Below are 22,873 nucleotides of genomic sequence, written 5' to 3' on the forward strand. Positions count from 1 at the left end.
GGGAATAGCTCAGTTGGTAGAGCACGACCTTGCCAAGGTCGGGGTCGCGAGTTCGAGTCTCGTTTCCCGCTCCAATTTACAAGCAGTGTGGCCTTGGGGCGGCACTGAGTGAAACCAGGACCAAGTCTTCGGACGAGGCCTCTGGGCACTGAAATACACACCATGTGTTTCAGTAGCGTGTCCCCTTCGTCTAGTGGCCTAGGACACCGCCCTTTCACGGCGGTAACAGGGGTTCGAGTCCCCTAGGGGACGCCATTTGCGGGAATAGCTCAGTTGGTAGAGCACGACCTTGCCAAGGTCGGGGTCGCGAGTTCGAGTCTCGTTTCCCGCTCCATATTCAACAAAAACGCCGATCAGTGATGATCGGCGTTTTTGTTTGTGCGTTATTTGTTCATCTGCCTGAACCTGTCATCTTCCTGGCTCAGATCCTGGCGTGTTCGAGATATAGTCTGGCGTTTGAGTTCAAGGAGCACGCGTGATGGCAGAAACTTCTCAATCGTCCGGTGAAACCAAGGTCGCCCCATTGGGTATCAGCGCCTTGGAAAAAGCATGGGATTTCCATTGGGCAATGCGCTTTGTCAGCGTTGTGCTGTTTCTTGATATCGCTTTGCTAATCCATACCCGGACGCCCTTGGTGGAATGGACGACCAGCAGCGACGCATTGCTTGCTGACTTGGGATTCCTGGCGGTCACCGCTGCCTCTTTTGCGCTGGTGGTGTCTTTCGTTCTGCCGCTGTTGACGGAAATCGTTCGTGGGATCGGCACAAGGTTGCGAATGGCCTTTCCAAAGCTCTTGGGTGATGCCTATACACCTCCTTCAAGGGGGAGCGGTTATGTGTGGGCCAACGACGTTCTGGACCTGGCACTGAAGGAAAACAGTGATTTCCTGCTTAGCTGGTATCAGCGGCATGTGCAGTTGCGAGAACAGCACCGGTTGATGATGAACAAAGTCGCGCACTTGGTGTTTGGTTGTTTGGTGCTGTCCGTCGTGGATTGGGCGGTGCCATATTTTGGATTCGGCACTGGTTCGCTGATTTTCTCGGCCATGCATGTACTGGGTGATACGGGGCTGTTTCTGGCCAGCATGGTCGTGGTAGCGGGCGGGGTAATGTTGGCGTCGGCATGGTTTGCCATCGAGTCTTCCCTGTATATCTACTACCCACCCCTGGACATGTTGCAGCGGGAGCAGGAGCGCAAGCGATACCTGGGCGCATGAAGAACCTGAATAAAAATGCCGATCATCACTGATCGGCGTTTTTTTGCGCACACTTCAATCGCTGTCAGAGCTTCGGCAACTGTCCGATACGCCCCATCATTTCGGTGACGATCTGCAGATCCAGCAAGAACTGGTCGACCGTCTTGAACTCATTGTCGGTGTGCCCGGTGTATTTCACTTCCGGCCGCGCCAGGCCGAATTGCACGCCATTGGGCAGTTCATGCACGGACGTCGCGCCGGCTGAGGTGCCGAATTTGTGCTCCATACCGAGGTTTTCGCTGGCCACGGCCAACAAGGCCTTCACCCACTCACCTTCCGGGTTGCGGTACATCGGTTCGGCGACCGAGTAAGTGAAGCCCACATTGACCTTGGTTTGCTTGTCCCAGGCGCTCAACTTGTCGGAAATCTCGGCTTTCAGTTTCTCCGGCGATTTGCCCTTTGGTACACGCAGGTTCACCGCCAGCTTGAAGGCTTTGTCATCCAGGCCGACAAAGGTCAGCGAGGTGGTCAGCGGCCCCATGAAATCATCCGAGAAACCTACGCCCAATTTGCCGCCCAGATAATCCAGGCCCCAGTTGTCCGAGGCATAACGGGCCGCGTCGGTGATGTGGTTGTGCTTGAGGGCGATCGTGCCGTCGATGCTGTGGATCAGCTCCAGCATGCGCGACACCGGGTTGATACCGGATTCGGGCTCGGAGGAGTGCGCGGAAACCCCGGTCACTGTCAGCTTGACCTCTTTACCGACCACCTTGGCTGTCACTTCGAAGTCACCGCCGTTGCGTTTGGCATACTCTGCGCCGGCTTTTTGCAGGCTGGCGGCCAGTTCGGCCGGCGTGTCGCTGATCAACGTGGCAACCGAGGCCGAGGGAATCTGGTTGGTGGCCATGCCGCCGGTCATCGCGATGATTTCCGCGCCTTTGCCTTCCCCTTTGCGACGCGGGAAGGTGGCCATGACAGTGCCGTAACCTTTTTCGGCAATCACCACCGGGTAGCCGCCATCCAGCGCCAGGTTGTACTGTGGCGTCGGGTTGCGTTCGAAGTAATAGGGGATCGCGTCGCCGGAAGTTTCTTCGGTGGTGTCCACCAGCAGCTTGAAGTTGCGTGCCAGCGGCAACTTTTCTTCCTTGATCACCTTCATGGCGTACATCGCCACCACGATGCCGTTTTTGTCATCCTCGGTGCCCCGGCCATACATGCGGTCGCCGATCAGCGTGACCTTGAACGGGTCGAGCCTGGTGCCGTCTTTCAACACCCAGTTCTCCGGCGTCACCGGCACCACGTCGGCGTGGGCGTGGATGCCCACCACTTCGTCGCCGCTGCCTTCCAGGGAAATCTCGTACACGCGGTTGTCGACGTTGCGGAAGTTCAGGTTGAAGGTCTTGGCCAGGGCCTGGATCTTGTCGGCAATCCGGATGAATTCCGGATTTTTGTACTGCGGCATGCCGTCCACGTTGAAGGTCGGGATTTCCACCAGTTCGCGCAGGGTGTCGAGGGCGGCCTTGCCGTATTTCACTCGGGTATAAATACCCAGCAGGCGATGGATCTCGTTCTGCTGGTCGGCGGTCAGGGTTTTGTTATCGAGGAAGGCACCGATCGCCGGGCCTACGTCGTCGGCCTTGCCCAGGTCGCCTTTGGCCAGGGTGCCGAGGAAACCACGGAAATCCGTGACAGACGTTTCGCTGAAGCTCTTCAGAATCGCCGTGCTTTGCTCTGGGGTGATGTTGGCAAAGGCAGGCGTGGTCATCACCGAAAGGCCGGCCGCGAACAGGGTGGCAGCCGCCAATTGCTTGAGTCGAAAGTGCATGGTCAGGGGCATTCCTTTGCAAAGGGAAATAGGGGATTCCTGATCAACATGTCAGAAATATTTCGACACACTACCACTGCCAAGGTGTGCCCGGGAGACCACTGGGAGGCTTATCTAAAAACTCGATAGCATCCTCGACCCTGTGCTTTAGTCCAGGCTGTAACGCACCGACAACGCGCCCTTTTTCTCCGAAAGTGCCAGGATCGTTACCTGGCCCAACTCGCTCAGCGTTTGCACATGGGTTCCGCCGCAAGCGTAGGTGGGCAGATCACCGAAGCCCACTTCGCGGGTGCCGTCGTCCAGGGCCATATGGCGCGGATAGTCGGCGGCGATCCATTGGTTGATCTGCCGTTGAATGATCTCGGCGTCCATGGCTTGCGCGGTTTCGCCACGGATAAAAGTGATCTTGCCTTCCCCTGGCCAGTGGTGCGCCTTGATCGGCATCCAACCCAGGGTCTCGCCAGCGTTGCCGATCAAATGCCCGGCGGAATGCAGGCGGGTATGCAGGGCACGACGCGGTTCGTCCACCCGCGCGGTGATGGGCCCCGGTTCCACCGGTTGGTTGACATAGTGCACCACGCGATCAGTTTCCTGGGTGACTCGCAGCACCTGGCTGTCGCCCAGCCAGCCGGTATCGAACGGCTGGCCACCGCCTTGGGGATGGAAAATCGTCGACTGCAAAACGACCGCAAACTGGCCCTCGCAGGGGGTGCAGCTGAGTACTTCAAGCTCGGCGGTCAGGTGGTCATGGGTGAAAAACAGGCGCTCGGTCATTTTCTACATCCGCATCAGGGTTCTGCGGGAAGTATAAATAGTGCCTAGATAGGTGATAATCCACTCAATTATCAATGGACCTGTGCGTCATGAGCATCAATCTTCCTTTGCCGCTGCTGGGCGAAATGGCGATTTTCGTCAAGGTAGTGGAGACCGGCAGCTTCTCCGAAGCGGCGCGGCAGTTGAGCGTTTCGCCGTCGGCGGTAAGCCGCAGTATTTCGCGCCTGGAAAAGGCCCTGGCCACCCGTTTGCTGCAACGCACCACGCGCAAATTGCGCCTGAGTGAAGCCGGTGAGGAGGTGTTCAAGCGCTGCCGGGAGATGGTCAGCGCGGCGCGCTCAGTGATGGAAATCAGCGGCCAGTTCACCCACGAGGCCGAGGGCCTGGTGCGGGTCAGTGTGCCGAAGGCGGTCGGGCGGTTTGTGGTGCATCCGCATATGCCGGAGTTTCTGCGGCGTTATCCCAGGGTGGATGTGCAGCTGATCCTTGAAGACCGGCATGTAGACCTGATCGACGACAATGTCGACCTGAGCATTCGCATCACCGACAGTCCGCCACCGGGGCTCGTCGGGCGACAGCTATTGCCCATCGAGCACTTGCTGTGCGCGACACCGCAGTACCTGGCCGAGCATGGCACGCCGAGTCATCCCCATGATTTGCTGGAGCACAGTTGCATCTATCTCGGTGAAACCCCGGGGGATTCGCGCTGGAAATTCCACCAGGGCGGCAAGGCGGTGACGGTCGGCGTGCGTGGACGTTATGCGGCGAACCACACCGGCGTTCGGCTGGATGCGGTGTTGCAGCATGTGGGAATTGGCAGCTTGCCGTATTTCACCGCGCGTCATGCGTTGGAGGAGGGGCGCTTGGTACAGGTGCTGCCCGGGTGGGACTTTATTGCGTCCTACCATGGCGAGGCGTGGTTGTTGCATTCGCCCACGCGCTACCTGCCGCCGAAGCTGCGGGTGTTTATCGATTATCTGGTGGAGTGCATGGCGAGGGAGCCGACGTTGCGCCGACGATAGGTGGGCGGTGGAAAATGTGGGAGAGGCTTGTTCGCTCCCACATACAGTTCTGCGGTGCCTGGAAAAATCAGTGTTTGCTTTGGTCCTGCGGCATGGCCAGCAGCTGCTTTTCCTGGTTCCAGTCGAACGGTTCTTCATTCTGTTCGGCTTCAAAGCGACGTTCTTCCAGGGCCTGGTACAGGTCCAGTTCTTCGTCGGGCATGAAGTGCAGGCAATCGCCGCCGAAGAACCACAGCAGGTCGCGCGGGACCAGGTGGGCGATCTGTGGGTAGCGCAGGATGACCTGGCTCATCAGGTCCTGGCCCAGGTACTGGCTTTCGATCGGGTCGATCGGCAGCAGGGCGCGCAGTTCGTCGAAGCGCTCCAGGAACAGGGTGTGGCTTTCCTCGGGCACCTGTTCGGCTTCGCCGACGGCAACCAGGATGCTGCGCAGGTGGTCGAGCAAGACGAGATGATCGGCAACGACGTTGGACACGAGATAAGTCCTCTAAAGCAAAAACGGGCGCGAGAGTATATGCCTCTCGCGCCCGTTTTTATATGACCGCCGGACTCAGCGGACTTTACCTTCAGCGTGTACCAGCTCTTCCTTGCTGAAATCATCCACGTCGATCACCTTGCGCCGTGCCGCTTCGGCATCACGCAAGGTATGCGCTTCCGCCGGTTGCAGCACACCGGCCTGCAGCGCGGCGTCGATGGCATGCTCGCCGGCAGTCGGTTTGACCTGGCCGCTTTTGAGCGCGGCATGCAGTTTTTTCTGCAGCGGGTGGCTGGCACCCAGCAGGTCGTAGGCGTGTTGCAGCGCGCCCACTGGATCTTCTGCCGATTGTGGGCGGTAGCAGCCGGCCAGCAATTCTTCCAGGGTCGGGTCGCCTTTGGCGCGGCCAATCACCGCGGCCACTTCGGCATCCAGCACATCGGACGGACCGGTATGGCGACGCCCGAACGGGAACACAATCACCCGCAGCAGGCAGCCCAGCACTTTATTCGGGAAGTTGCTCAGCAGCTCATCCAACGCACGCTCGGACTCGCCGAGGCTTTCTTCCATGGCCCAGGCGAACAGCGGTTCCAGGTGATCCGGCGAATCCAGGTCGTGGTAACGCTTGAGTGCCGCCGACGCCAGGTACATATGGCTCAGCACGTCACCCAGGCGTGCCGACAGGCGTTCGCGGCGTTTCAACTCGCCACCCAGCAGCATCATGCTCAGGTCTGCCAGCAGCGCGAACGCGGCAGCCTGGCGGTTCAATGCGCGGAAATAACCCTGGCTCAAACGGTTGCCCGGGGTTTTCTCGAAGTGCCCCACGCCGAGGTTCAGCACCAGGGTGCTGGCGGCATTGCTCACGGCAAAGCCAATGTGTTGCATCAGCAGTCCGTCGAACTCCTTCAGCGCCTGATCGTGGTCCTCACGCCCGGCCAACGCCATTTCCTTGAGCACGAACGGATGGCAGCGGATGGCACCCTGGCCGAAGATCATCAGGTTGCGCGAGAGGATGTTCGCGCCTTCCACGGTGATGAAGATCGGTGCGCCCTGCCAGCTGCGGCCCAGGTAGTTGTTCGGGCCCATGATGATGCCCTTGCCGCCGTGCACGTCCATGGCGTGGCTGATGCACTCGCGGCCGCGTTCGGTCAGGTGATACTTGAGGATCGCCGACAGCACCGAGGGTTTTTCCCCAAGGTCCACGGCATTGGCGGTGAGCATGCGTGCGCTGTCCATCAGCCAGGCGTTGCCGCCGATGCGCGCCAGGGCTTCCTGGATACCTTCGAAGGCTGACAGCGGTACGTTGAACTGCTCGCGCACCTGGGCGTACTGGCCGGTGACCAGGCTGGTGAACTTGGCAGCGCCGGTGCCCACGGCGGGCAGGGAGATCGAACGGCCGACCGACAGGCAGTTCATCAGCATCATCCAGCCTTTGCCGAGCATTTCCTGGCCGCCGATGAGGTATTCCAAGGGGATGAACACGTCCTTGCCGGAGTTGGGGCCGTTCATGAACGCGGCACCGAGGGGCAGGTGGCGACGGCCGATTTCCACACCGGGGGTGTCGGTAGGGATCAGTGCGAGGCTGATGCCCAGGTCTTCTTCTTCACCCAGCAGGTGGTCTGGATCGTGGGCCTTGAAGGCCAGGCCCAGCAGGGTCGCGACCGGACCAAGGGTGATGTAGCGTTTTTCCCAGTTCAGGCGCAGGCCGAGGGTTTCCTTGCCTTCCCATTCGCCTTTGCAGATCACCCCCGTGTCCGGCATCGCACCGGCATCGGAGCCGGCCAGCGGGCCGGTGAGGGCGAAGCATGGGATGTCATCGCCACGCGCCAGGCGTGGCAGGTAGTGGTTGCGTTGTTCGTCGGTGCCGTAATGCAACAGCAATTCGGCCGGGCCGAGGGAGTTGGGCACCATCACGGTGGAGGCCAGGTCGCCGCTGCGGGTGGCGAGTTTCATCGCGACCTGGGAGTGGGCATAAGCGGAGAAGCCCTTGCCGCCATATTCCTTGGGAATGATCAGGGCGAAGAAACCGTGGGTCTTGATGTGCTCCCACGCGGCTGGCGGCAGGTCCATGGCCTGGCCGATTTCCCAGTCGCTGACCATGGCGCAGAGTTCTTCGGTGGGGCCGTCGATAAAGGCCTGTTCTTCCTCGGTCAGTTGGACCTTGGGGTAGGCCAGCAGCTTGTCCCAGTCGGGACGACCGCTGAACAGTTCGCCGTCCCACCACACTGTACCGGCGTCGATGGCGTCGCGCTCGGTCTCGGACATCGGCGGCAGGACTTTCTGGAACCAGCTGAACAGCGGCTTGGTGAAGTATTGGCGGCGCAGGTCCGGCAGCAGCAAGGGCGCGGCCACCACAGCGATCAATACCCAGAAAATCAGCAGCAGCCAACCCGGTGCATGGCTCCAGGCGCCCATCGCCAGCAGGTAAACGGCGACCACGCCCAGGGCGGGCAGGGGGGCGACGCGGCGATGTGCCAGGTAGGCAATGCCGACCACCAGAACCAGTATCCACAACAACAGCATATTCAATCCTCCGTGAAACCAGGGGCGAAACCACCAGGGAGCTTAGTCGGCATCCGAACAAGCGGGGTGATCAGGGTGTTACGAGTTGTACTGGGAACACCTGGCATCAGGCGCCGACATTTGGCCGAATCGTCGTTATCTCCGTGGCGGACCTGTCGTTAAACTCCAGGCTTCCTTCGGAGATCAAGCTCATGGATACGTATCTGAGTCCCAGCCGCTTCATCGATAGTGACCACCCTGCGGTGGTGGAGTTCGCCGAAAAACACCGCGGCGCCAGCGCGAATTTACGTGACCAGGCGGTCAGTCTCTATTACGCCGTGCGTGAGGCGATTCGCTATAACCCCTACACCTTCAGCCGCGACCCCGGCAGCCTCAGCGCCAGCTTTGCCCTGGCCGCCGGCGAAAGCTATTGCGTGCCCAAGGCCACTTTGCTCGCCGCCTGCGCCCGTCACTGCGGCATCCCGGCGCGCATCGGTCTTGCGGATGTGCGCAATCACCTGTCGACACCGCGCCTGATCGCATTGCTCAAAAGCGATGTGTTCGCCATGCATGGCTACACCGAGCTTTACCTGGACGGTCGCTGGGTCAAGGCGACGCCGGCGTTCAACCGCCAACTCTGTGATGTGTTCGACGTACCACCGCTGGACTTCGACGGGATCAACGACAGCGTATTCCATGCGTTCAATCGCCAGGGGCAGCGCTCGATGGAGTATGTGGTGGACCATGGGCAGTTTCCCGATGTGCCCGAGGATTTCTTCTTCGCCTATCTGGAGAAATGTTACCCGCACCTGTTTGCCGAACAGATGCCGACCTTGTTAGGCGACTTGCAGAGCGATTTGAGCCGCGGGTGAACCGGCGTATGCTGCTGCGTTCATCCAGCTATGTTCATCAACAAAAAGGCGCGGTCATGCTGAAGATCTGGGGTCGTAAAAATTCATCAAACGTCAGGAAAGCACTGTGGTGCGCCGAGGAACTCGGCCTGGACTATGAGGCAATTGATGCGGGCGGGGCTTTTGGCGTGGTGGACACGCCGCAATACCGGGCATTGAACCCGAATGGCCGGGTACCGATGATTGAGGACGGCGACTTTGTGTTGTGGGAGTCCAACACCATCGTGCGCTACCTCTGCGCCAAGCACGCGTCGGCGCTGTACCCGAGCGACCTGCAGGCGCGTGCCAGCGCCGAAAAATGGATGGACTGGACCACCTCGACCCTCGCCGAGCCGTTCAAGGCCGTGTTCTGGGGCGTTGTGCGCACCCCGGCGCAGAAGCAGAACTGGGACAGCATCAACGCCGGGCGTCAGGCCTGTATCGATGCACTGAGCACCGTTGACGATGCATTGGCCGAGCAGCCTTACCTGTCGGGCGAGACCTTCGGCATGGGTGATATTCCCCTCGGCTGCTTTATCTACGCCTGGTTCGAGATGCCCATCGAGCGCCCTGCGATGCCCCATCTGGAGGCCTGGTACCAGCGCCTGCAACAGCGCCCGGCCTACCGCAAGGCGGTCATGACCGCGTTGACTTAATACTGACTATTAATACAGGTGACTGTACTTGTGCGGCGCGGGCAAGCACCATGCCTGTCATGCGCCGCCGTTGAACTACGTGCGCTGCGCCCTCATCTACTCTTTCTATTCCCTTCTTTGGTGCGTATTCCGATATGAGTTCCGCTCTGTCCATCCGGCAGCTAACCAAAACCTACGGCAACGGTTTCCAGGCCCTGAGTGGTATCGATCTGGACGTTGCCGAAGGTGACTTCTTCGCCTTGCTCGGCCCCAACGGCGCCGGCAAATCCACCACCATCGGTATCCTCTCCACCCTGGTCAACAAGACCAGCGGCACGGTGAATATCTTCGGCCATGACCTGGACAAATCCCCGGCGGCGCTCAAGCGTTCCATCGGTGTGGTGCCCCAGGAATTCAACTTCAACCAGTTTGAAAAGACTTTCGACATTGTCGTGACCCAGGCTGGTTACTACGGCATCCCGGCGAAAGTTGCCAAGGAGCGCGCCGAGCAATACCTGACCCAGTTGGGCCTGTGGGACAAGCGCGACGTGCCGTCCCGTTCGCTGTCCGGTGGCATGAAGCGTCGCCTGATGATCGCCCGTGCGCTGGTGCATGAACCGCGCCTGTTGATCCTCGATGAGCCCACCGCCGGCGTGGATATCGAACTGCGCCGTTCGATGTGGACCTTCCTCACCGAGCTGAACGAGAAGGGCATCACCATCATCCTCACCACCCATTACCTGGAAGAGGCTGAGCAGCTGTGCCGCAACATCGGCATCATCGACCACGGCACCATCGTCGAGAACACCAGCATGCGTAACCTGCTGGGCCAACTGCATGTGGAAACCTTCCTGCTCGACCTGAAGAACAACCTGTCGGCACCACCGCAACTGCTCGGCTACCCCAGCCGCCTGGTGGACAGCCATACCCTGGAAGTCCAGGTGGATAAAGCCATGGGCATCACTGCGTTGTTCACCCAGTTGGCGGCGCAGAACATCGACGTGCTGAGCCTGCGTAATAAAACCAATCGCCTTGAGGAGTTGTTCGTGTCCCTGGTGGAGAAAAATCTGACGAAGGTGGCGGTATGAGTTCTGAGCTGCAACCCAACCTCGTCGCACTGCAGACCATCGTCTACCGCGAAGTGAAGCGCTTTACCCGGATCTGGCCGCAGACCCTGCTGCCGCCGGCAATCACCATGGTGTTGTACTTTGTGATCTTCGGTAACCTGATCGGCCGGCAGATCGGCGACATGGGTGGTTTCACCTATATGGAGTACATCGTGCCGGGCCTGATCATGATGTCGGTGATCACCAACTCCTACGGCAACGTGGTCTCCAGTTTCTTCGGCAGCAAGTTCCAGCGCTCCATCGAAGAGCTGATGGTCTCGCCGGTGTCGCCCCACACCATCCTGATCGGCTACACCTTGGGTGGCGTACTGCGCGGCTTGATGGTGGGCGTGATCGTGACGCTGCTGTCACTGTTCTTCACCCACCTGCAGGTGCATCACCTCGGCGTCACCATTCTGGTGGTGGTGCTGACGGCGACGATCTTCTCGCTGCTGGGGTTTATCAACGCCGTGTTCGCACGCAACTTCGATGATATTTCGATCATCCCGACCTTCGTGCTGACGCCCCTGACCTACCTGGGCGGGGTGTTCTACTCCATCACCTTGCTGCCGCCGTTCTGGCAGACCGTGTCGCTGGCCAACCCGGTGCTGCACATGGTCAACGCCTTCCGCTACGGCATCCTGGGCGTGTCGGATATCAAGATCAGCGTGGCGATCACCTTCATGCTGGTGGCGACGGTGGTGTTGTATATCGGTTGCGCGAAGCTGCTGGTGAGCGGGCGCGGGATGCGTACCTGATAAAACGCGGTCAAAAAATATGGGAGGGGGCTTGCTCCCGATTGCGATGTGTCAGCTACAGATAAGCTGACTGACATACCGCTATCGGGAGCAAGCCCCCTCCCACATTTGGTTTTTGTGTCACGTCTTCAGGCTTTCAGTGCCAGCTCGATCAGCGTGTGCAGTTCTTCAACGTTCAGCGGCGCGCTTGAGAACAGAATACGAAACACCGTCGGCGCTGCCAGCAGATTGATCAAGTGGTCCACGCTCGGTGGCGCCTGGTGCGGATAACGGTCGACAATCGCCTGGAGCTGCCCACTCAAGATGCTCACGCAGTAGCCCGGCGTCCCCCTGCATTGCAGGTCGCGCATCATGTTGCGGCCCGGCTCCGAACTCATCTCATCCAGGTATTGCTCGGCCCACGCCCGCAAGTCGCCACGCAGGCTGCCGGTGTTGGCGGGCTCGCTGTCGGGGCGCATACGCGCAAGGGCCACATCCGCAAGCAGCACCGAGAGGTCGCCCCAGCGCCGGTAGATAGTCGAGGGCGTTACGCCTGCGCGCGCGGCAATCATCGGCACCGTGACACTGGAGCGCTCATGGGTTTCGAGCAATTCACGCACGGCCGAGTGGACCGATTCCTGTACCCGGGCACTGCGGCCCCCCGGGCGGAGGCCTTCTTTTATCGCCATGCTTGCGACCTTAACACAAAGAATTTGCTTTAAGCGCCGGCGGGTAGCACACTCCGCAAAAGCAAAATATTAGCTTTAGCGGAGCGTGCCCATGTCCAGCCTCACTTCTCATCGTTCCAGCCTGGTGTTCCTCGCGGTCACGTTGCTGACGTTTCTCGCCGCTTCCAGTGCGCCGACTCCGTTGTATCACCTGTACCAGGAGGGCCTGCATTTTTCGGCGGGCACGCTCACGCTGATCTTTGGCGTGTACGCCTTGAGCCTGTTGGTGGCGCTGTTGACCGTGGGCTCGCTGTCGGACCACCTGGGACGCAGGCCCGTGATTTTTACGGCGTTGGTCCTGAATATGTTGGCGATGCTGCTGTTTATCAATGAAGACAGCGTGGCCTGGCTGATCGCCGCGCGTACCGTACAAGGGTTTGCCACCGGCATGGCCACGGCGGTGCTGGGGGCAGCCTTGCTCGACACCGACCGCCAGCAGGGGCCGCTGGTCAACAGCGTGGCGCCGCTGCTGGGCATGGCGTGCGGGGCGATGGGCAGCAGTGTGCTGGCGGAGTTCGCGCCACTGCCGACGCAGTTGATCTACTGGACGCTGCTGGCGCTGATGCTGGTGCAGGCGCTGTATGTGTGGCGCCTGCCGGAAACCGTTGATCGCATTCCCGGTGCACTGGCCTCGCTGCGCCCCACGCTGCATGTGCCGCCCCAGGCGCGTCGCGCGTTGTGGCTGTCTTTGCCGGTGGACGTGGCGGTGTGGGCGATGGGTGGCTTTTACCTGTCCCTGGCGCCGTCGCTGGTACGGGCGGCGACAGGCTCTACATCGAACCTTATCGGTGGCGGCCTGGTGGCGGTGCTGACGTTGAGCGGGGCGCTGATGATCTTCACCCTGCGCAATCGCCCGGCCAGCAAGGTCCTGCGCCTGGGCGCGACGCTGCTGGCGGTGGGGGTGGCGCTGATCCTTACGGCGGTGCACAGCGCCAGCCTGCCGCTGTTTTTTATCGCCACGTTGATCGCCGGCAGCGGCTTTGGCGCCGGCTTTCTCGGCGCATTGCGCAGTGTGGTGCCACTGGCCTTGCCCCATGAACGGGCAGGCTTGATGTCGGCATTCTATGTGCTGAGTTATTTGGCGTTCTGCTTGCCTTCGCTGCTGGCGGGCAACCTGATTCGCCGCTTTGGCCTGATCGCCACCACCGACGGTTACGGCGCTGTACTGATCCTGCTGGCCCTCGGGGCGTTGGTCGCCTTGCTGCTGCAGGATTCGGCAAAATCCAAGGCGGCCTGCATATCTGTAAAGTAGATAACAGTTAGAGATATTACCCGTTATATAGATATTCGATCAGGTTCTACCATGGCCTCAACCTCATGCGAGGAAGAGGATTGCCATCATGAACTGCTCGACGACCATCAGCTACAAACCCTTCAGTCACCTGACCCGGCCTCGGGAAGTGATTCGCCAATTTACCCCCAACTGGTTCGCCGCGACCATGGGCACCGGCGTGCTGGCGCTGGCCCTGGCGCAATGGCCGGTCAACCTGCCAGGTGTGCAGGCCATTGCCGAAGCACTGTGGTGGTTCACCATTGGTCTGTTCATTCTGTTCAGTGCCCTGTATACCGCGCGCTGGGTGATGTTTTTCCACGAGGCGCGGCGGATTTTCGGGCACTCTACGGTCTCGATGTTCTTCGGCACTATCCCCATGGGCCTGGCGACCATTCTCAATGGCTTGCTGCTGTTTGGCCTGCCGCGTTGGGGCGCCGATGTGATTGCGTTGGCCGAAGCCCTGTGGTGGCTGGATGTGGCGATGGCCCTGGCCTGCGGTGTGCTGATTCCCTTCATGATGTTCACCCGCCAGGAACACAGCATCGATCAGATGACTGCGGTCTGGTTGCTGCCGGTGGTGGCGGCCGAAGTCGCTGCAGTCAGCGGCGGCTTGCTCGCGCCGCAGCTGGCGGACGCTCATTCGCAACTGGTGATGCTGGTGACCAGCTATGTGTTGTGGGCGTTTTCCCTGCCGGTGGCGTTCAGCATCCTGACCATCCTGATGTTGCGCATGGCCCTGCACAAACTGCCCCACGCCAACATGGCGGCGTCGAGCTGGCTGGCGCTGGGCCCGATCGGTACCGGTGCCCTGGGCATGTTGTTGCTGGGCGGCGATGCTCCGGCGATCTTTGCCGCCAATGGCTTGCCCGGCGTGGGTGAAATAGCCAATGGGCTCGGCCTGGTCGCAGGCATCACCCTGTGGGGCTTCGGCTTGTGGTGGATGCTGATCGCGGTATTGATCACCCTGCGTTACCTGCGCGGCGGTATCCCGTTCAACCTCGGTTGGTGGGGCTTTACCTTCCCATTGGGGGTGTACGCCCTGGCCACGCTGAAGCTGGCGAGCCTGCTGCACCTGGGCTTCTTCAGCGCCTTCGGTAGCCTGCTGGTGGTGGCGTTGGCGCTGATGTGGCTGATCGTGGCCAAGCGCACCGTGCAGGGTGCTTATAAAGGAGAGCTTTTTGTTTCGCCGTGCATTGCAGGACTAGGGAATAAGTAAGCGGAGTTAGGTAAAGTCGTGGCCTGATAACTATTAGGCCACGCAGGAACACGGACGATGAGCCACCCCTCACAATTCACCTTGCTGCGCACACGGCGCTTCCTGCCGTTTTTCATCACCCAGTTGCTGGGCGCTTTCAACGACAACATCTTCAAGCAATCGCTGATCCTGGCGATTCTCTACAAGCTCACCATCGACGGTGACCGCAGCATTTGGGTCAACCTGTGCGCCTTGCTGTTTATCCTGCCGTTCTTCCTGTTTTCGGCGCTGGCCGGGCAGTTTGGCGAGAAATTCAACAAGGATGCGTTGATCCGTGCGATCAAGATCGGCGAGATCGTGATCATGGCCGTCGGTGCCACAGGCTTCCTGTTCAACCATTTGGAATTGATGTTGCTGGCGTTGTTTGCCATGGGTACCCACTCGGCGCTGTTCGGTCCGGTGAAGTACTCGATCATGCCCCAGGCCCTGCACGAAGATGAGCTGGTAGGCGGCAACGGCCTGGTGGAGATGGGCACGTTCCTGGCCATCCTGGCCGGCACCATTGGCGCCGGGATCATGATGTCGTCCACCCATTACGCGCCGATCGTGGCGGTGGCGATTGTCGGCGTGGCGGTGCTGGGTTACCTGGCCAGCCGCAGCATTCCACGGGCGGCCGCATCCACGCCGCAACTGCGCCTGGACTGGAATATCTTCACCCAGTCCTGGGCCACGCTGCGCATGGGCCTGGGGCAGACGCCCGCGGTGTCGCGCTCGATTGTCGGTAACTCGTGGTTCTGGTTTGTCGGCGCGATCTACCTGACGCAGATCCCGGCCTACGCCAAGGAATGGTTGTACGGCGATGAAACCGTGGTCACCCTGATCCTCACGGTGTTCTCGGTGGGCATCGCCCTGGGCTCGATGCTCTGCGAAAAACTCTCCGGGCGTAAGGTGGAAATCGGCCTGGTGCCGTTTGGCTCGTTCGGCCTGACGGTGTTCGGCCTGCTGCTCTGGTGGCATTCCGGTGGCTTCCCGCAGAACGTCCAGGCCAACGATTGGCTCGCGGTGCTCAGCTACGGCCAGGCCTGGTGGGTGTTGTTCGATATCCTTGGCCTGGGGGTGTTCGGCGGTTTCTATATCGTGCCGCTGTACGCACTGATCCAGTCGCGTACCGCCGAGAACGAGCGGGCGCGGGTGATCGCCGCCAACAACATTCTCAATGCGCTGTTCATGGTGGTCTCGGCGATCGTGTCGATCCTGCTGCTGAGCGTGGCCAAGCTGTCGATCCCGGAGTTGTTCCTGGTGGTGTCGCTGCTCAACATCGCGGTCAACGCCTACATCTTCAAGATCGTCCCCGAGTTCACCATGCGCTTCATGATCTGGCTGCTCAGCCACTCCATGTACCGCGTGGAGCATCGCAACCTCGACCTGATCCCGGACGAAGGCGCAGCGTTGCTGGTGTGCAATCACGTGTCGTTTGTCGATGCATTGTTGATTGGTGGCGCGGTGCGTCGGCCTATTCGCTTTGTCATGTACTACAAGATCTACCGTTTGCCGGTGCTGAACTTTATCTTCCGCACCGCCGGGGCGATTCCGATTGCGGGGCGCAATGAAGACATCCAGATCTACGAAAAGGCCTTCACGCGCATTGCCCAGTACCTGAAGGACGGGGAGTTGGTGTGTATCTTCCCGGAAGGCAAATTGACGGCGGATGGCGAGATGAATGAGTTCCGTGGTGGGGTGACACGCATCCTGGAGGAGACGCCGGTGCCGGTGATTCCGATGGCGTTGCAGGGGCTGTGGGGGAGTTTCTTCAGCCGCGATCCGCACAAGGGCTTCTTTCATCGGATCTGGTCGCGGGTGGTATTGGTGGCGGGTGAGCCTGTTGCCGTGGAGGCGGCTACGCCTGCGCAGTTGCAGGCGGTGGTGGGTGTTTTGCGGGGGAGTGTCAGGTAGTTCTGTGCTGGATGTACCGGCCTCATCGGGGGCTTGCCCCCCCCGATGGCGGTAGCGGCCTAAGCGCTGATCTTGAGCCCAATAAGCCCGCAGATAATCAACGCCACACTGGCCAATCGAAACAGCGCCATGGACTCCCCGAACAGGACAATCCCGGCAATCACTGTGCCCACCGCGCCCACGCCGGTCCAGATGGCGTAGGCGGTGCCCAGGGGCAGTTCTTTCATGGCCAGCCCCAGCAGGCCGAGGCTGATGGCCATGGCGGCAATCGTCAGGACAGTGGGCAGCGGCTTGCTGAAACCGTCGGTGTACTTCAAGCCGACGGCCCAGCCGACTTCGAACAGACCGGCAAAAAACAGAATGATCCAGGACATGATGACCTCGCTTCCATAGGCGGGGTCGTCCCCGGATTGTGCGCCTCGACAGCGTCGCGAGGTCGTCCCCGCGAAGCTCGGTAGAGTGCCGAAAATTGATCATGCGATCAAGTTTGCGGCGTGTTCTCCAGTACGCGGCGATCTTCCTTCTCGCTCATGCGCCGGAAATACGTCGACAGCAACGCCCCGGAAATATTGTGCCAGACACTGAACAACGCACTGGGCACTGCCGCCAACGGCGAAAAGTGCGCACTGGCCAAGGCGGCGCCCAGGCCGGAATTCTGCATGCCCACTTCCAGTGCCAACGACTTGCGTTGGGCCACTGGCAGTTTGAACACACGGCCGGTGAAGTAGCCCAGCAAGTAGCCGAAGCTGTTGTGCAGCATCACCACAGCCATGATCAGCAGGCCCGATTCGGCAATTTTCGCCTGGCTGGCCGCGACTACCGCGGCGACGATGATCACAATGCTGACCACCGACACCAGGGGCAGCACATCCACCGCATGGCGGACCCGCTCGCCGAGCACGCGTTGCGCGACCACGCCGAGCACGATCGGCAGCAGCACCACTTGCAGGATCGACCAGAACAACTCCATGAACGACACCGGCAACCAGGCCGAGGCCAACAGCCAGATCAGCGCCGGGGTGAGCAGCGGGGCGAGGAGGGTGGTGACGGCGGCGATGGCCACCGACAGCGCCAGGTCGCCACGGGCCAGCCAGGTCATCACGTTGGAGGAGGTGCCGCTTGGGCAGCAACCGACCAGGATCACGCCGACGGCAATTTCCGGCGGCAGGTGAAAGGCCTGGCACAGCAGCCAGGCCACCCCCGGCATGATCACGAAATGTGCGACTACGCCCAGGGCCACGCGCCACGGGTGGCGAGCGACTTCGGCGAAGTCTTCAAGCTTGAGGGTCAGCCCCATGCCGAACATCACCAGGCCCAGCAGCGGGACGATGGCGCTTTTCAGGCCGATGAACCAGCTGGGTTCGAGGTACGCGACAACGGCGAAGATCAACACCCAGTAGGCGAAGGTATTGCCGACGAAGCGGCTCAAGGCGGCGAGTGCGCGCATGGGGTGTCCTTGTTGTTAGATGCTTGAAGTGCAAATGCGATCAAATGTGTGAGGGGGCAATTCCCCTCCCACAATTTGTTCTTCACACGGCTTAGATGCCTTGCGGGGTTTCTTCGCCGCCGAGGGCTTCGATCAACGCCGGCAGGAAGTCGCCGAAGGTCAGCATCATCAGGGTAAAGCTGGCGTCCAGTTGGCCCAGGGCCTCTTCACCACCGTCCTGTTCTGCCTGGTCTTGCAGCAGGTCTTCGAACTTCAGGCGCTTGACGGTCATCTTGTCGTCGAGCATGAAGGACAGCTTGTCCTGCCAGGCCAGGGACAGCTGGGTCACGACCTTGCCGGTGGTCAGGTGCAACTGGATTTCTTCGCCGGTCAGGTCCTGGCGCTTGCAACGCACAATGCCGCCGTCTTCGTGGGTGTCGCGCAGTTCGCATTCATCGAGGACGAAGAAGTCAGCGGCCGGTTTCTGGGTGGTGACCCAGTCGGTCATGATGGCCGTGGGCGCGGTCTTCACGGTGAGTGGGCGAACCGGCAGGGTGCCGATCACTTCACGCAGGGTGGAGAGCAGGTCTTCGGCGCGTTTCGGGCTGGCCGAGTTCACCAGGATCAGGCCCTGTTTCGGCGCGATGGCGGCAAAGGTCGACGAGCGACGAATAAAGGCGCGGGGCAGGAAGGCCTGGATGATTTCATCCTTGATCTGGTCGCGTTCCTTTTTATAGACCTTGCGCATTTGCTCGGCTTCGATCTCTTCGACTTTCTCTTTCAGCGCGTCACGCACCACGCTACCCGGCAGGATGCGTTCTTCCTTGCGGGCGGCGATCAGCAGGAAGTCACCGCTGACGTGAACCAGGGGAGCGTCCTCGCCTTTACCGAAAGGCGCGACGAAACCGTAGGTGGTCAACTCCTGGCTGGCACAAGGGCGCGCCAGTTTGGTGGCCATGGCCGCTTCCAACGCCTCGGCATCAACAGGCAGATCTTGGGTCAGGCGATAGATAAGCAGGTTCTTGAACCACATGGGGTGAGTCTCTCCTTTATACAAAGGGGGGCATTATTCTCTTGATAGCGCCCCAGGCCAACCCTGCCTAAGCCATTGGAAGGCCTCAAAAAAAAGATTTAAGAAAGTGCTTGCCAGACCCAGGGTCGCTCCGTAGAATGCGCGCCACACCGAGACGAAGGGTGATTAGCTCAGCTGGGAGAGCATCTGCCTTACAAGCAGAGGGTCGGCGGTTCGATCCCGTCATCACCCACCATTCGCTTCATGTGTTACGCGCAGCGGTAGTTCAGTCGGTTAGAATACCGGCCTGTCACGCCGGGGGTCGCGGGTTCGAGTCCCGTCCGCTGCGCCATATTCGGTAGCCTGGAGCGCTGAACGCCAGGTCACCACAGAAAGCCCGCCTGATCGCGGGCTTTTTGCTGTCCGGAATATGGCAAAAAATCGTACGGCGAACTTTTTTTGAATAAATTGCATTTAAATCAAGACATTACGATTTTTTGGTGTATGATGCGCCCACACCGAAACGAAGGGTGATTAGCTCAGCTGGGAGAGCATCTGCCTTACAAGCAGAGGGTCGGCGGTTCGATCCCGTCATCACCCACCATTCGCTTCACGTGTTACGCGCAGCGGTAGTTCAGTCGGTTAGAATACCGGCCTGTCACGCCGGGGGTCGCGGGTTCGAGTCCCGTCCGCTGCGCCATATTCGGTCACCTGGCCCACTGAACGCCAGGTCACCACAGAAAGCCCGCTCAATGAGCGGGCTTTTTTTGGCCTGCGATTTGACCTTTCTGCGCCTTGGCGTCGCCCTGACGCTACCTGACCTTTTTCTTGCGCGGCTGGCGCGTGGCCAAGTGCTCAAAGCAAAAAGACGCAGTGCCGAACACGGCGATTATGGTCAGGACGATCATGCCTAGGGTTGAGCTTTCCACGATGGGCTTCCTACGTGATGGAGTAGGCGTCCACGGTAGAGTTGCGGCGAAAGCGCCTCAATAGACCCGACGCAATCCTTACGACGCCGGGCCCATTGTTACGCAGTCTTTACGGGGCGTTGCGGCTGTGGCGGTAATCGCTGACCGCTTCATACACCGCCTTGCGCAAGCGATTGATGCCACCGATGGGCCGATGCTCGGCCACGCCAAACCATGGGTTGAACGACTGGTTGTCGCACGCCAGGTTCTGCTCGGGCGTATCGAAGTCCTGGGCCGGGATCCGCACCCTGGCCACACTCTCGTAGGGCGCATCGCTCTCCTTCCACTCGATGCTGGTGTCTTCGATCGGCATGAATTTCTGCGGGTTCTGCCGCTGGATCTGCAACACGAAACACGCCGGCACGCGATCGGTGGACAGCTGCTGGCTCAAGGCGCTGCGCAGGAAGTTCGGCAGGTCCTGGTTCTGCTTGGGCAGGGCGTATTCCGGGCAGCTCTGTGGGTCGGGCGCCACACGGAACTTGGCATTGGCCGCGCCGAACTTGTAGGGCGATACCGAAAAATAGGTGGTCTGTGTCGGGCTGGCCGGTGCGGGTGCCAGGGTTGCCAGGGCGATAAACAGGTGACGCACCTGCCAGCTGCGCGGGTCGGCCTTGGGGAAGAACGCCAGGACTTTCTTGCCATCCGCCTGGGCGCCGATGTTCTGCGCGTACTCCGCCACATCGCTGACAAAGAAATTCGGGTGGCTGAACATCACGAAGTCCTGTTCCGTGCGGGCCTGCTGGTCGGCGAGCAATTGTTTGCCCGGCACATCCAACAGCTTGAGCGCCATGCCCCGGGCATCGCGGATGCTGTCGAACTGCGGGTAGGCGTTGCCGTTGGACAACCGCATCATGGCCTGCCAGGTCTTGCCTGGTTCGGCAAATACACCCTGGCGCAACGCCGGGTCGAGATCGGCCAGCACACTGACTTCGGCTTTCACGCAACCATGGGCCTTGGCGTGGGCATCGCGCAGGTAGCGCGTGCCTTCGCGATGCTGGTCAACGATGCGCACGGCGGTCTGGATAATGCCCTGGGTCATTGCCGCTTCACCCGCAGGGATCTGCTCGTCCGGCGACACCGGCCCGCTGTGCTGCCAGGCAAACCAGGCCGTGCTCGCCAGCCAGCCAAGCAGGCCCAGGCCCACCAGCCACAACAGGGTCTTGCCGAGAAACCGGCCAAGGCGCAGCCACAGGCGGGCAAGCAGCGAAGGTTGGTCGTATCGAGATCGGATCATCATGGCAGTTGTTGCTCCAGCGGGCCGCCCAGCACTTTGAGGTATTCCAGCAGTGCCCAGCGTTCCTGCGGCAGCAAGCTGCGGCCGATAACGCCATTGCCACGCTTGCCGGCACGGAATTCGTGGCCGCTGTTGTGGTTGCCGGTGAGTTTGGTATCGAACAGGAAGGCATTCTTGAACGCTGCGGTCTCAAAGCCCAGGTGACGCGGGTCGTAGTTGAAGGTGCCTTTATAGAAGGTGGTGCTGCGCTCGTCCTGGGGCGAGAGCAACTGGTAGATCGTCGGCACCGAGCCGTTGTGCAGGAACGGCGGGGTCGCCCATACACCGGCCAGCGGGCGGGCCTTGTAGGCACGCAACTCGCGCACGCCAATGGGCAGGCCGTAGCCATCCAGGCGCGGGCGCTCGGCCGCGGTGACGCCGGCGGCGCGGTAGGCGTGGTCTTCGACGAAGGCGGTGACGTAGGCCAGGCCCTTGGCCACGGACATTTTCTTCAGGTCCAGCGGCTCGGTGGGGGTGGGGTGCAGTTCGACATTGAGCTTGGCCAGTTCCGCCGGGTCCCACTGCAGGGCACTGAGGTCATAGCGCTGGTCGGCAATGTTGCTGGCGGTGCCGGGGTCGGTGCCGATGTACTCCACCGGCAGCATTTTCAGCTGCTGCACCGGGCGGCCATGTTCCTCGGTGACGGCCGGCACATGGCAGCCGGCGCAGTTCTCGGCGAACAGCGCACGGCCCTGGGCGGCGAGGGGCTTGTCGACGGGACCGAACAAATCCTCGGGCCAGGTCGGTGGTTTGAGGCGTTGCAGGGTTTCTTCGATCCGGTTGAGGTCACGCACCCTGACGCTCGACGGGTAGCGCGCATCGCCCTGAAGCGGTTGGCCGGCGGCGTCGAAAAAGCTCAATGTCGCGCCTACACCGAGGGCTTCACCGATATTGCGCGCCATGGGTTGCTGGGCCGAGCCGTTCCATTGCACCCAGTCGAAGGTCCAGATGTCCCACAGTTGCGGGTAGTCCACCGGCGCATTGGCGACGCGGTAGTTGTCTGGGGAAATGGCATCGCCAAAGCTGGCATTGGCGATCCGGCCAAAGGCGTCGGTGCGGCCCGGGCCTTCTTCGGTGGGGTAGAGGCCGCGGTGGGTGTCGTTCCAGGCGACCTTGAGGAACTGGTTCAGCGACTGTTTGAAGTCCTCGCGCAACTGGCTGTGCTCGGCATCGTAGCGATCCCCCAGCACCTGGCGGGCAAACCGCTCGAATTTCCACGGGTTGTAGTAGGTGGCGGCGAGGCTGGCGACCAGGGCCTGGCCGAAACTGCCACCGCGCAAGGTGGGTACGCTGGAAGGCAGTACGTGTTGGGCCGAGCCGCCGTCGATACGCAGGGCCTGGCCCTTGAAGTGCAATTCGCCGGTATGGCAGGCGGCACAGGTGATATCCAGGTACTCGACGTTGCTGTCGGCGTTTTTGTGCCGGGCGAAGCCCACGGGCAGGTTGCCGGGGTTTTGCCTGGTGGGCACCTGCTTGGGGTCCACCAGGAAACCGAAGCGGGCCAGGTACTCCGGCGTGGCAAAACGCCGCTCGGAGAACGGCAGTTCCAGGGCGGTGAACCAGTTGTAGTGCAGGCCTTTTACTTGGGTGCCCTGGGGCGTGAAGTAATAGGTCTGGCGGTCGGCGGCGCTCCATTGGTCCTGGTAGCGCACCTGTTCCACCGGCACGTAGTCGGGCAGCCTGGGGTTGACGGTGTAGTACAGCACCACGGCCAGGATCAGGCCCAGCGCGATGAGTATCAGCAGTAAAACACGGGAAAAAATGCGCAAGATGGCTATCCTTGTCTCGGCCTTGTCGAGTGGTCGCGTTGTTATGCCACTACGCCACGGGTGCGGCAAGTGGCCATGAGTCAGATGAGAGGCGGTCCCGCGATCCGTCGCGAGC

At 60.8% G+C, this 22,873-nt stretch carries 19 protein-coding genes and 6 tRNA genes; 15 read left to right on the forward strand and 10 right to left on the reverse strand.

What is annotated here, in order from left to right; all coding sequences use genetic code 11:
• The first annotated feature begins 179 nt into the window (after window positions 1-179).
• The 3 genes from BM416_RS28920 (at window position 180) to BM416_RS28930 (ending at window position 1,216) form a co-directional block, all read left to right on the forward strand.
• Window positions 180-255: transfer RNA gene (locus BM416_RS28920), tRNA-Glu, on the forward strand.
• A 3-nt stretch (window positions 256-258) separates the two neighbouring features.
• Window positions 259-334: transfer RNA gene (locus BM416_RS28925), tRNA-Gly, on the forward strand.
• Window positions 335-478: 144 nt separating this feature from the next.
• Entirely contained in the window at window positions 479-1,216 is a 738-nt protein-coding gene (locus BM416_RS28930) for a hypothetical protein (RefSeq protein ID WP_092490262.1), read from the forward strand.
• 64 nt (window positions 1,217-1,280) lie between these two features.
• Here BM416_RS28930 and BM416_RS28935 read toward each other — a convergent pair whose 3' ends face one another.
• Window positions 1,281-3,020, reverse strand: a complete 1,740-nt coding sequence (locus tag BM416_RS28935; RefSeq protein ID WP_092490292.1) for a dipeptidase — start codon at window positions 3,018-3,020, stop codon at window positions 1,281-1,283.
• Between the two features lie 147 nt (window positions 3,021-3,167).
• Window positions 3,168-3,794, reverse strand: a complete 627-nt coding sequence (locus tag BM416_RS28940) for an alanyl-tRNA editing protein (protein ID WP_092490263.1) — start codon at window positions 3,792-3,794, stop codon at window positions 3,168-3,170.
• An 89-nt stretch (window positions 3,795-3,883) separates the two neighbouring features.
• On the opposite strand from BM416_RS28940, the gene BM416_RS28945 reads away from it, so the two are divergent.
• The gene (locus tag BM416_RS28945) at window positions 3,884-4,816 is read left to right on the forward strand and encodes a LysR family transcriptional regulator (RefSeq protein WP_092490264.1); all 933 of its coding nucleotides are present in this window, start codon (window positions 3,884-3,886) and stop codon (window positions 4,814-4,816) included.
• 67 nt (window positions 4,817-4,883) lie between these two features.
• Here the strand turns inward: BM416_RS28945 and BM416_RS28950 are convergent, their stop codons facing one another.
• Entirely contained in the window at window positions 4,884-5,291 is a 408-nt protein-coding gene (locus tag BM416_RS28950) for a PA2817 family protein (RefSeq protein ID WP_053128652.1), read from the reverse strand.
• Between the two features lie 75 nt (window positions 5,292-5,366).
• On the reverse strand, window positions 5,367-7,814 hold the full coding sequence (locus BM416_RS28955) for an acyl-CoA dehydrogenase (protein ID WP_092490265.1): 2,448 nt from the start codon (window positions 7,812-7,814) through the stop codon (window positions 5,367-5,369).
• A gap of 191 nt (window positions 7,815-8,005) precedes the next feature.
• Here BM416_RS28955 and BM416_RS28960 point away from each other — a divergent pair, with 191 nt between their 5' ends.
• The 4 genes from BM416_RS28960 to BM416_RS28975 all read left to right on the forward strand — a co-directional run bounded on the left by BM416_RS28960 (window position 8,006) and on the right by BM416_RS28975 (window position 11,182).
• Window positions 8,006-8,665 carry a transglutaminase-like domain-containing protein gene (locus tag BM416_RS28960; RefSeq protein WP_092490266.1) on the forward strand — a complete coding sequence of 220 codons (660 nt, stop codon included), beginning with the start codon at window positions 8,006-8,008 and terminating at the stop codon, window positions 8,663-8,665.
• A 56-nt stretch (window positions 8,666-8,721) separates the two neighbouring features.
• Entirely contained in the window at window positions 8,722-9,339 is a 618-nt protein-coding gene (locus BM416_RS28965; protein ID WP_092490293.1) for a glutathione S-transferase family protein, read from the forward strand.
• A gap of 134 nt (window positions 9,340-9,473) precedes the next feature.
• Window positions 9,474-10,406, forward strand: a complete 933-nt coding sequence (locus tag BM416_RS28970; protein WP_027607098.1) for an ABC transporter ATP-binding protein — start codon at window positions 9,474-9,476, stop codon at window positions 10,404-10,406.
• Entirely contained in the window at window positions 10,403-11,182 is a 780-nt protein-coding gene (locus BM416_RS28975) for an ABC transporter permease (protein ID WP_012723134.1), read from the forward strand. The genes BM416_RS28970 and BM416_RS28975 overlap by 4 nt, the downstream gene beginning before the upstream one ends.
• A gap of 128 nt (window positions 11,183-11,310) precedes the next feature.
• Here the strand turns inward: BM416_RS28975 and BM416_RS28980 are convergent, their stop codons facing one another.
• Entirely contained in the window at window positions 11,311-11,850 is a 540-nt protein-coding gene (locus BM416_RS28980) for a TetR/AcrR family transcriptional regulator (protein ID WP_092490267.1), read from the reverse strand.
• Window positions 11,851-11,941: 91 nt separating this feature from the next.
• Between BM416_RS28980 and BM416_RS28985 the strand changes: the two genes are divergently transcribed.
• From BM416_RS28985 to BM416_RS28995, 3 genes are all read left to right on the forward strand, one after another.
• Window positions 11,942-13,141 (forward strand): MFS transporter, encoded by a 1,200-nt coding sequence (locus tag BM416_RS28985; protein WP_092490268.1) that lies wholly within the window; start codon window positions 11,942-11,944, stop codon window positions 13,139-13,141.
• Between the two features lie 88 nt (window positions 13,142-13,229).
• On the forward strand, window positions 13,230-14,378 hold the full coding sequence (locus BM416_RS28990) for a TDT family transporter (RefSeq protein ID WP_092490269.1): 1,149 nt from the start codon (window positions 13,230-13,232) through the stop codon (window positions 14,376-14,378).
• A gap of 57 nt (window positions 14,379-14,435) precedes the next feature.
• Window positions 14,436-16,310 carry an MFS transporter gene (locus tag BM416_RS28995; RefSeq protein WP_092358557.1) on the forward strand — a complete coding sequence of 625 codons (1,875 nt, stop codon included), beginning with the start codon at window positions 14,436-14,438 and terminating at the stop codon, window positions 16,308-16,310.
• 59 nt (window positions 16,311-16,369) lie between these two features.
• Here the strand turns inward: BM416_RS28995 and sugE are convergent, their stop codons facing one another.
• The 3 genes from sugE to rdgC all read right to left on the reverse strand — a co-directional run bounded on the left by sugE (window position 16,370) and on the right by rdgC (window position 18,769).
• Window positions 16,370-16,684, reverse strand: a complete 315-nt coding sequence (sugE, locus tag BM416_RS29000) for a quaternary ammonium compound efflux SMR transporter SugE (RefSeq protein ID WP_092490270.1) — start codon at window positions 16,682-16,684, stop codon at window positions 16,370-16,372.
• 107 nt (window positions 16,685-16,791) lie between these two features.
• The gene (locus BM416_RS29005) at window positions 16,792-17,757 is read right to left on the reverse strand and encodes a bile acid:sodium symporter family protein (RefSeq protein WP_092490271.1); all 966 of its coding nucleotides are present in this window, start codon (window positions 17,755-17,757) and stop codon (window positions 16,792-16,794) included.
• Between the two features lie 91 nt (window positions 17,758-17,848).
• Window positions 17,849-18,769: a recombination-associated protein RdgC gene (gene rdgC, locus BM416_RS29010; RefSeq protein WP_065939896.1), complete on the reverse strand. Its 921-nt coding sequence runs from the start codon at window positions 18,767-18,769 to the stop codon at window positions 17,849-17,851.
• 159 nt (window positions 18,770-18,928) lie between these two features.
• On the opposite strand from rdgC, the gene BM416_RS29015 reads away from it, so the two are divergent.
• The 4 genes from BM416_RS29015 to BM416_RS29030 all read left to right on the forward strand — a co-directional run bounded on the left by BM416_RS29015 (window position 18,929) and on the right by BM416_RS29030 (window position 19,448).
• Window positions 18,929-19,004 (forward strand) — tRNA-Val (locus BM416_RS29015).
• A 19-nt stretch (window positions 19,005-19,023) separates the two neighbouring features.
• Window positions 19,024-19,100, forward strand: a tRNA-Asp gene (locus BM416_RS29020).
• Window positions 19,101-19,276: 176 nt separating this feature from the next.
• A tRNA-Val gene (locus BM416_RS29025) sits at window positions 19,277-19,352 on the forward strand.
• 19 nt (window positions 19,353-19,371) lie between these two features.
• A tRNA-Asp gene (locus BM416_RS29030) sits at window positions 19,372-19,448 on the forward strand.
• Between the two features lie 338 nt (window positions 19,449-19,786).
• On the opposite strand, the gene BM416_RS29035 is transcribed toward BM416_RS29030, so the two are convergent.
• On the reverse strand, window positions 19,787-20,953 hold the full coding sequence (locus tag BM416_RS29035) for a catalase family protein (RefSeq protein ID WP_092490272.1): 1,167 nt from the start codon (window positions 20,951-20,953) through the stop codon (window positions 19,787-19,789).
• Window positions 20,950-22,758 carry a di-heme-cytochrome C peroxidase gene (locus BM416_RS29040; protein ID WP_092490273.1) on the reverse strand — a complete coding sequence of 603 codons (1,809 nt, stop codon included), beginning with the start codon at window positions 22,756-22,758 and terminating at the stop codon, window positions 20,950-20,952. Before BM416_RS29040 ends, BM416_RS29035 begins: the two co-directional genes overlap by 4 nt.
• Between the last annotated feature and the right edge of the window lie 115 nt (window positions 22,759-22,873).

The organism is Pseudomonas sp. NFACC42-2, from assembly GCF_900116055.1.
Taxonomy (GTDB): domain Bacteria; phylum Pseudomonadota; class Gammaproteobacteria; order Pseudomonadales; family Pseudomonadaceae; genus Aquipseudomonas; species Aquipseudomonas marginalis.